Origin of the sequence: Desulfotruncus alcoholivorax DSM 16058, assembly GCF_000430885.1 — a bacterium.
Lineage (GTDB): Bacteria > Bacillota > Desulfotomaculia > Desulfotomaculales > Desulfallaceae > Desulfotruncus > Desulfotruncus alcoholivorax.
The window spans coordinates 49,046-59,032 of the sequence record NZ_AUMW01000024.1 but is presented as its reverse complement, the minus strand read 5'-3'; the positions used below and the strand labels follow the sequence as shown (position 1 = coordinate 59,032).

6 protein-coding genes and 1 riboswitch are annotated in these 9,987 nt (G+C 47.7%); of the genes, 3 read left to right on the top strand and 3 right to left on the bottom strand.

The genetic code is table 11. The features are described 5' to 3' along the window. Nucleotides 1–1,181: aldehyde ferredoxin oxidoreductase N-terminal domain-containing protein (locus tag H569_RS0112560; protein ID WP_027365282.1), on the bottom strand; the 1,181-nt coding region annotated here is incomplete at its 3' end. A gap of 12 nt (nt 1,182–1,193) precedes the next feature. Continuing rightward, nucleotides 1,194–1,309: riboswitch (molybdenum cofactor riboswitch) on the bottom strand. A 265-nt stretch (nt 1,310–1,574) separates the two neighbouring features. Between H569_RS0112560 and larC2 the strand changes: the two genes are divergently transcribed. From larC2 to H569_RS0112545, 3 genes are read left to right on the top strand one after another with little or no spacing between them, the layout of a single operon-like run. Then, nucleotides 1,575–2,066: a nickel pincer cofactor biosynthesis protein LarC2 gene (gene larC2 / locus H569_RS0112555; protein WP_027365281.1), complete on the top strand. Its 492-nt coding sequence runs from the start codon at nt 1,575–1,577 to the stop codon at nt 2,064–2,066. 44 nt (nt 2,067–2,110) lie between these two features. Beyond that, nucleotides 2,111–2,416, top strand: coding sequence for an ACT domain-containing protein (locus H569_RS0112550; protein WP_027365280.1), 306 nt, complete (start codon nt 2,111–2,113; stop codon nt 2,414–2,416). A gap of 16 nt (nt 2,417–2,432) precedes the next feature. Next, nucleotides 2,433–3,791, top strand: coding sequence for a PFL family protein (locus tag H569_RS0112545; protein ID WP_027365279.1), 1,359 nt, complete (start codon nt 2,433–2,435; stop codon nt 3,789–3,791). A gap of 10 nt (nt 3,792–3,801) precedes the next feature. Here the strand turns inward: H569_RS0112545 and H569_RS0112540 are convergent, their stop codons facing one another. Together H569_RS0112540 and H569_RS21395 are read right to left on the bottom strand one after the other, a co-directional pair. Next, entirely contained in the window at nt 3,802–4,170 is a 369-nt protein-coding gene (locus H569_RS0112540; protein ID WP_027365278.1) for a response regulator, read from the bottom strand. Further along, nucleotides 4,167–9,830, bottom strand: a complete 5,664-nt coding sequence (locus tag H569_RS21395; RefSeq protein WP_051273637.1) for a PAS domain S-box protein — start codon at nt 9,828–9,830, stop codon at nt 4,167–4,169. Before H569_RS21395 ends, H569_RS0112540 begins: the two co-directional genes overlap by 4 nt. Nucleotides 9,831–9,987: the final 157 nt, after the last annotated feature.

The following is a 9,987-nucleotide window of genomic DNA, read 5'->3' as shown; positions in this document are numbered from 1 at the left end:
CCGCCGATAACCCGGCCCAGCGGAGTGCCTTTGGCCACTTCTTCCAGCGCGGCAATGGCAGCCCGGCCGTCGCCGAAGGGGATTACCCCGGCTTCCATTAAAACGCCCAGGGTACAGCCCGCTTCAATGGTATCGAGGCCCACATCGTTGCAGATGTAGTTCAGCTTGGCCACCACGTCCAGGTCGCCGATCTCCAGGTTGGGGCCGAAGCACCAGGCGGTTTCGTATTCGATGGGGGCGCAAACTTTGCCGTCCGGCATGGGGTAGACGTTGGAGCAGCGCATCACGCAGCCGGGATGGCAGGCGTGGGTGGCTTTGCCGCCCCGGGCCGTGGCTACTTCGGCCAGCTTTTCGCCGCTGACTTCGGCGGCCTTGTCGAAACGGCCGAATCTAAAGTTGCGGGTGGGCAGTGTACCGGCTTCGTTGATGATGTTCATCAGCACGTTGGTGCCGTAGGAAGGGAGACCCTGCCCGCAGACGGGGTGGTCCAAAAGTATTTTGGCGAATTTTTTAGCTGCGGCTTTAAACCGCTCGGGGTCGGCAACCGGCGCGTCGAAGGTTTTGGGGCAGTCAACGACGATGGCTTTTAATCCCTTGGAGCCCATGACGGCGCCCAGCCCGCCACGCCCGGCGTAGCGGCTGCTGTTGCCGTCGCTGTCGTTGTTGGTGACTCCGGCGGACGGCATCAGCATTTCGCCGGCGGGGCCGATGGTGATGACGGCTACTTTGTCGCCGTAACGCCGGCGGCAGAGGGAGGTGACTTCGTAGGTGCCTTTGCCGGCCAGGTCGCCTGCGGGCAGTATTTCCACTCCGTCAGGGGTGATTTTCAGCATTGAGAATTCTTGATCTGTCGGTTTGCCTTCGATGATTATGGCTTTAATGCCCAGGTTGGCTAATTTCTGCGAGGTTATACCGCCGGCGTTGGCTTCTTTGATGCCGCCGGTCAGCGGGCTCTTGCCCCCTACCGACAAGCGGCCGGAGGAGGGTGCGCTGGTGCCGGTCAGCAGGCCCGGGGCGATTACCAGTTTGTTGAACGGTCCCAGGGCGTCACAGGTGGGGGGCACTTCGCCGGCTATAATTTGTGAGGTCAGGGCACGGCCGCCCAGGGAGGCATACTTGTCCGCAACTTCTTCAAACTTTACCTCTTTTTGAGTCATATTGACCCTGATTATTTTGGACATTGTCTTTCCTCCTTTAATTTATTCTCCTCTCCTTTCCACACTGGGAGGCATAACAGTTTCCCGTTATACCCTGACGTCCTGTGAACCACCTGAGCAGAAGGTTGACAGGCTCGGAGATAATAAAATCTTAATAGATTTTAATTAACTAACTAAATTAATATTGGTTTAAGGGTATCGTGAAAAAAAGTATTTGTCAATGAAAATAAATAAATAAGTAAATAAAAATTAGTGTTTAATTCCAAACTTTATATAACCCCCGATGCCGTTATACCTGTGGACCGGTGGCTCCCCGCAAATAATGTGATGCTTTTTGGGATCTTGCAAGGAAATTGTCAACTACAAGCGAAAATACATAATTAAGAAATATTAGCATATGGGAAACGGAGTTACAAAATGAATACACCATCCTTTGCCTGGGAAGAAATAAACGTCCTGGAAACTGCAATTGATGATATGAATCCAGAGTTTTATGCTTACATCATCGAAAAACTACTGTCGGAAGGAGCGCGGGACGCCTATCTGCAGCCCATTATTATGAAAAAAGGGCGCCCCGGCGTGCTGCTGAAAGTTTTGGTCCACCGGCAAAACCTGAATCAAATTTTGGATATTATATTTACAGAAACATCAACCTTGGGTGTACGAGTTCGTACCGAAAATCGCGCCTTTCTATTTCGGGACTTTATAACTGTGCATACCCAGTATGGTCCGGTACGGGTAAAAACCGCTTGTACCGGTGACGGCAAAAAACCTTTACGGTACAGTCCTGAATACGAAGATTGCAAAAGGTTGGCCATTGAAAAGAAAGTGCCTTTACAGGATGTTTATACTGCCGCCCTGGTGCTGGCAAAATCCCGGAATAAAGTTAAAAATAATGGTGAATCATAAAGGTCCCGCACAATAACAATCATTAATAGTTAGGAGTGTGAATTATGAAGTATCTCGATGCAAACGAGGAAACCGGTGGAAACCGGATTATCATCACGGTAATCGGGCCCGACAGGGTGGGTATTATTGCCGGAGTCACCGGCATACTTGCAGAAAACTGCATTAACATCCTCGATATCAGCCAGACCATTATGCAGGAATTTTTAGTTATGGTACTGATTGCCGACATAGAAAAAAGCAAAATTGACTTGCTGGAGCTAAAAAACCGGCTGGGAGCCAAAGGCGGAGAACTTGGCGTGCGCATAGACGCCCAGCATGAGGACGCCTTTAACTTTATGCACAGACTGTAGAACGGAGGGTTTCACCTTGCTGACAATGCAGGAAATAATGGAAACAATAAAAATGGTTCAGGAAGAACACCTGGATATCCGAACCATAACTATGGGAATTAACTTGCTTGATTGTGCCGACACCAACCCGCAGAAAGCCTGCAACAAGATATATGACAAAATCAACCGCCTGGCGGGCGATCTCGTGCCGGTGGGAGAAGCAATAGCCCGGGAGTACGGCATTCCAATAGTAAATAAACGTATTTCAGTGACGCCAATTTCACTTGTTGCCGGCTGTTCGGAAACCGGTGATTACATGGCTTTTGCCCGGGCGCTGGACCGTGCGGCCGCAGAGGTGGGCGTAAACTTTATCGGCGGTTTTTCAGCACTGGTCCACAAAGGCATTACCTGCGGGGACGAAAAACTTATCAACACCATTGCCCGGGCACTGGCAGAGACAGAAAGGGTGTGTGCCTCAGTTAATGTTTCCACCACCAAAGCAGGAATAAATATGGATGCGGTAGCCATGATGGGAAAGGTAATTAAAGACGCCGCCGCGCTAACGGCCGACCGGGACGGGCTTGGCTGCGCCAAGCTGGTGGTGTTTGCCAACGTACCCGAGGATAACCCGTTTATGGCCGGGGCCTTTCATGGCATTGGCGAACCGGAAGCAGTAATCAACGTGGGGGTCAGCGGCCCCGGAGTGGTTAAAAAAGCTGTGGAGCGCGCCACTGACCACGATATCGGTACCCTGGCGGAAATTATTAAAAAGACCGCCTTCAAGGTTACCCGCATGGGAGAACTGGTGGGGCGAACCGCCGCTGCCCGCCTGGGCGTACCCTTCGGCATAGTGGACTTGTCCCTGGCACCCACACCGGCAGTTGGCGACAGTGTTGCTGAAATTCTTGAGGCCATGGGACTGGAGCGCTGCGGAACACATGGTACAACAGCGGCACTGGCCCTGCTTAATGACGCGGTAAAAAAAGGCGGCGCTATGGCTTCTTCATATGTTGGCGGCCTTTCTGGTGCTTTTATTCCAGTCAGTGAGGATGCGGGCATGATTCGCGCTGTTGAAGAAGGAGCCCTCCACATCGACAAGCTGGAGGCTATGACCTGTGTTTGTTCAGTTGGCCTGGACATGATCGCGGTGCCGGGCGAAACCAGTGCCGAAACTATTTCGGCAATTATTGCCGACGAAGTGGCTATAGGCATGATCAACCAAAAAACCACCGCCGTAAGAATAATCCCCGCTCCCGGCAAACAGGTGGGCGATTATTTGGAATTTGGCGGCCTGCTTGGCCGGGCGCCGGTAATGGCGGTTCACCCGTTTTCTTCCGACCGCTTCATTAAACGCGGCGGGCGCATCCCGGCGCCGGTACAAAGCCTTAGTAATTAGTGTTAATAGCCTACAACCATTTTTGTATTATTTCAAGCAACAGGTCAAAGTTAACCGGCTTTTCAAGATATCCGTCAAATCCGGATTTTAGTATGCGCTCCTTATCGCCTTTCATAACCAGGGCGGTAATGGCAACAACCGGTATTTGTGCTGTTGCTTCTTCCTTTTTTAACAGGTTGGTAACCGTAATTCCATCTATGTCAGGCATTTGAATATCCATTAAGATCAACCCGGGATTACAGGCCGGGGCCAGTTCCAGGCATTCCCTGCCGCTTTTAGCCGCCTGCACGGCATACCCCTGCGACTCCAAAAAATCTTTCAGGAGTCGCAGGTTTTTATCGTTATCCTCAACAACCAAAATACATTTCGCTTCAATCATGCTTTTTCACCATCGCTCATTGGTTGTGGCACGTTTAAAGCCCTGCTTATTGTTGATAGCAGCCAGGTATGGCTGAATGTCCCTTTTTCTTTAACCGTAACCACCAGCCCCTGCAGTTTCTCATAGTCACCGGCATTTAAAATTTTAGCAGTTAATACAATAACGGGAACATGCTTCAGCTGCGGATCCTGCTTCAGTACCCTCAGCACTTCAAACCCGTCAACTTCCGGCATCATTAAATCCAGCAGGATCAGGTCAACTTCTTCCTCCCTGGCCATATTTATTCCTTCCACGCCGCCATATGCTTTCAGCGTGCGGTAACCATGCCCTGAAAGGTTTTGTGTTATTATTTCTACGGCTTTGGGGTCGTCATCTATAACCAAAATTGTGTGAGTAGGCTTGCCTAATAGTTGATTGCCCAGTTTACGCCTCATGATTTCCACCAGAATGGCAGGATCAAAGGGCTTGACCAGAACCTCCGAGGCCCCGAATTTTATACCTTTTTTATGATCGGTAACCACCGATATGATTATGACCGGGATGTTCATTAATTCCCTGTTCGCTTTCAGCTTTTTCAGCAGACCCCAACCATCCATTATCGGCATTAAAATATCCATCGTAATAATCTGGGGATGGAGCTTCCGGGCCATTTCATAACCCTCTTGTCCGTTTGCGGCCCTTACAACACGGTACCCTTCGTTCTTTAAATACATTTCAACTAACATGGCATCCCGGTCATCATCCTCCACGACTAAAACCAGGGGTATTTTGCCTGGGCCGGCGTTTATTACCGGCAAATCGCCAAACTCTTTATTTCCTTTCCTTACTGTTTCATTGTCCTTCTGACCTTGCTTGGCCGGCAGCTTGAAGAAAAATTTACTTCCGACACCTAGCTTACTCTCTACGCCAATTTCTCCCCCGTGCATTTCCACCAGTTTTTTCGATAAAGCCAATCCCAGCCCCGTGCCTTCATGCCGTCTGGATAGGGATCCGTCAACTTGGGCAAATTCCTTAAAGATATTGTCTTTGTCCTCCTCGGAGACACCTATTCCCGTGTCACTGACGCACACAAGCACATGGTCTTGCCGGCCAACGGCCGATAGCGTCACGCTGCCGCCCTCAGGTGTAAATTTTACCGCGTTGGATAATAAGTTAAAGATAACTTGCTTAATTTTTCTTGAATCTGCCGTTATTAGGCTAATTGTATCGTCTATATCCAAATCTAATTTGATGCCTTTTTTCATCCCTTTTTCTCTGAACATGCGGATGCTCCCATGCAGAAGGTCGGGTAAATAAACGTCGTTTAGATCAAGTTCCATGGCTCCGGCTTCTATTTTTGACAAATCCAGAATATCGTTGATCAGGGAAAGCAAGTGCTCGCCGCTTTCCTTTATATCCATTACATATTCAAGCTGGCGGTCATTAAGATCACCAAAAAGCTGCCTCTCCAGTAATTCTGAAAAACCGATTACTGAATTTAACGGCGTTCTGAGTTCATGGCTCATATTGGTTAAAAACTCACTTTTGGCCCGGTTGGCGTATTCTAATTCCTTATTTTTGATTTCAATTTCTTTTTGCCTTACTGCCAGCTGGCTGGATAGTGTTTTTAAGTCATCAAATTGTTTAATGCCGTGCAGAGTTATCCCCAATTGAACAGACATCTGCTCCAGAAACGCAACTTCGTTGCCGGATATTTTTTTACCAGCGGCCAGGACAATTACACCGTGCATGATTTCCTGGTAGTGAACAGGGATAATAATTACGTTATCGCCGCTAAACTTTATATTTAAAGTATTGGACTGCCGGCTACCGTCAATTACGACTATTTCTTTATTAAGCATTGCGCTTTTAATCTTTTCATCATCTAAAAGGTCGTGAAATCTTCCAACTTCGACTGGTTTGGAGACCAACTTTTCCAGCACATTGGACCACTCGTTATACGCGTAATACACACCGGCTTGATAGTCAAGTCGCTCAAGAACCAAATCCAGCAATTCTTCCAACAAACCGCTACGGTTATGGTATTTAGTAAATATTGACAATGCAGTCGTCATTACCCGGTCGTACAACATCCGCTCCCGGCGGGCGGATTCAATCATTTTTCTCTCGGTAATATCCCTTGCTATTCCCTCAATCGCGACTATATGGCCATCCTTGTCCTTGATAATTAAGTTTCTGTGTTCCATCCAAATTATTTGGCCGTTTTGATGCTGCCAGCGCAATTCAACAGGTTCCCCGCCACTGGTTTCCCCTGCAACGAGGCTTTGCAGCAACCCCCTGTCATGGGGATAAACAGCTCTACAGAGGAGCTTGTTGTTATCATAAAATTGATCAGGTGTGTAACCGGTCAGTTTTTCCACAGCCAGACTGATATATTCAAAATGCGGCTCTGGAACATAGCTTATCCGGTAAATTACATCCGGAGCGTTTTCAGCAAGGCGCCGGTATCTCTCTTCACTCTCACGCAAGGCTGCTGCATCTTGAAAATGCCTGACGGCAGAGGCTATATGTCTGGAAATCAATTCCAAAAAATACATATCTTCATTAACTATAGCATTCCGGCATGTACTGTTAAGCTGCAATAATCCAATGTTGTTGCCCTCATGTTTAATTGGAATCAATGTAATTGTCTCATAGCCGGACACCGGGCAGGTTAGTCGCCACGCACCCTCCAACTTAAGCGGGCCATTGGCATCATCCTTAATGCCGGATGCCTGGCCGGTTAAAAAACTACCATAGTTGGTTATATAACTATCATCAACATTGCCGCTCAACTCATTGCGTAAAACCTTTCCACACAGGCATTCCAGCACCGGATTGCCGTTAATATCTTTTTTGATCACTCCGTTGGGATCATAAGAACATAATGAAAACTCTTTTTGCACAAAAGATGCAGAAAAACCAGTATGCGCAAAATAAGTATAATCCTCTCCGTCGAGCAACCTGATAGCTGCAGCCTCGCAGTTAAACAATGCTGTTAAAATATCCAGAACATTGGCAATGGATTTTTTTAAATCGTCAAATTTGGCCAGTTCGGTAAGTATTGCCAGCTCTACATCCTGTCGTTCCTCATGTTTCTTTCTTTCAGTTATATTGAAATGTGATATAACCGCCCCGCCGGGCTCGCCGCTTAACGGTGTTACATTTAAATTAAACCAGCGCTTCCAACTAGGGGAATGACAGGGGTATTCAAGCCTGAAACTGCCCCTGGTACCATCCAACACAGCCTTGATTCCGTCAAACGCTTTCCGGGCCGTATCGCAGCCCGCCTCAGCGGCGCGCCGGCATTCTTCGAGGTAATTCCGGTTAATGCCAAGGATCGTTTTTTCCGCAGCGCCGTTTTCCCGGCCGAACTGTTTCCACGCCTCATTAACCTCAACAATATTGCCCTGCTTATCCACGACGGCAATATGGGCCAGTAGTGAATTCAATACGGCAAAGCCGAAACTCCGGCTCTGGCGCAGCTTGATCTGGGCCAACTTGCGTTCTTCCTCCACCCCGATGGCGGAACAGATAATGCCCATAATTCTTTTGTCGCTTTCAGTCGGAATAAAATCACGTTTAAAAACGACACATATTGCTCCTACATAATTGTTGTTAAGTTTAACCGGCTGTCCCATGTAAGTTTGTAAGTCTCCGGCCACCACATTGGGATCAGTTTTGGCATAGCTTGTCCGGGGCAGGTTGCGTAAAACCAATACTTGATCACCGCCGCGTTTGATTAAATCATAGCAGATATGCCCCCCCGGCTTATCGACCGGGTTATAATCCGCCGGCGTTCGCCACTGCCCCCAGGAACAAAGCAATCCATTATCCAGGCGATTGTAAACGGCACTGGCCGCACCAAACAGTTCACCGCATAGTGCTGTCAGCAAATTTATATTTTTATCCGGATCGGTAGTGAAAGTTAAAAAGCATTCATTAATTTTGGTTATTCGCTCTTCGTCCCACTTGCGGCTGATGGCTAAAGCATAAATGGAAGCCATTCGCTGCACCAGTTCCAGGTCGCGGCTGTTATAATTGCGCTCTGAATTAGCCAGCGCCACCACTCCAACCAGCCTTTCGCCCAACATGGCAGGAGCCGCGAGAAACCGGTTTACCGGAATATGCCCGTCAGGAACCCCGCTGGACCTGTAATCTTCCTGTGGAGTATTTGTAAGCAACCCTTCTTTATTATTTATCACCCAGCCCCAAAGGCCGCTCATTTTCTTGAAGACAATATCCTTATCCGGAATGCTGCATATTTTCCAAACATCTCTGGTCATGGTGGGTGAAACTAGATAACCGTTTTCTTCGTCAATGTAGCCGGCAAAGCCATATTTGCTTCCTGTTAAACGTTTCCCCTTATCCATGACCAGATTTGCTATATCCTCCACCGTATCCGAAGAAACCACTGCTTTGGACAATTCGGCCAGGGCAGAGTTGACTTCCGCCTCCCAGGACAGGTTTTCTTCCACCCGCTTAAAATCTGTAACATCCCGAATGGACTCTATGGCACCGACGATGGAACCCTTACTGTCATACAGCGGAGAAGCCTTTTTCCACAAGTATTTTCCCATACCGTTATGCAACACCGGCGCAAATACCTCTGCAAATAACGTGTCTCCTTCCCTTAGAACATTGTTATACTGCTTCTCAATCTGATTATAAGATGGCCATAGAAATTCAACCAAAGCGGGCCTTTTTTCTCCGTAGAAAGATTGGGTGTAATCTAAAGGCTCCTTGCCCAGAACCTGCTCTTTAGGCAGGCCCGACAACTGTTCCATGGCCTTGTTCCAGGCAATAATCCTTTTATCAGCGTCAACTACATAAGTGGCATCGGGAAGAAACTCAATTATATCCCTAACCTGCTGGTGGGCGGTGCGCAGTTCGCTTTCAATTTTTTTGCGCTTTGTAATATCTCTGATAACGCTTAGGATTACCCTCTCATCGCCTAAATTTACGCCCTGTGAATTAACTTCCACAGGGAAAACCGTGCCGTCTTTGCGCCGGTGCATAGTTTCAAACATTATTCCATTTTGCTCTGCTCGCTTCATTTGGGATTTAATTTTGTAACCGGTTTCAGGAGTACGGATATCGGCAATTGTTAAGCCCAACAATTCCTCCCTGGTATAGCCGTATTCGTTAATAGCCGCCCTGTTGGCTTCCAGGATGTTTCCTGCTAAATCAACCATAATGATTATATCCTTGGCGTTTTCGAAAAGTACTTCATAGCGTTTTAGCATATCCAAATATTTTTTTCGTTCGGAAATATCAAACAGTATTTCCGCAACCATAGCAACCCGGCCTTCCCGGTCAAGAACAGGAAGGGCACATATTTCCATCGGAAGAAAAGTCCCATCACCGGAGAGGCATTTCCGCTCTGTCACCACGGCTTTACCGCTCTTCTGAACCTCATCCAGCGGACATAACTGACCTTGTCTCTCACATGGTGCATTAATATTCCGGGCGAGTTGATAACAATAAGGGTTACCAGATAACTTATCTTTGTAAAATTTTTGGGCAGCCCGGTTATATTTTATAACCTGATAGTTTAAATCCAGAATCCAAAATGGCACCGGCAATAGATTAACCATTTTTTCAAACAGCGGGTTGTTTAAATCTTCCAAGTTAAGGTGTTCCAAATCCCATAAATCTATTGAATCACTTAAACCAAGCATAAGACACCTCTTATTCAGGTATTCAGAATTCAGGAGTCAGGAGTCAGGAGTCAGGAGTCAGAATGCGGAATGCCCCGAGCCGGTTCTCTCATTCCGGCTCCCGAGTAGTTCTGATAGTTGAAATAATTAATAGATATTATGATTCAACGCAACTTTT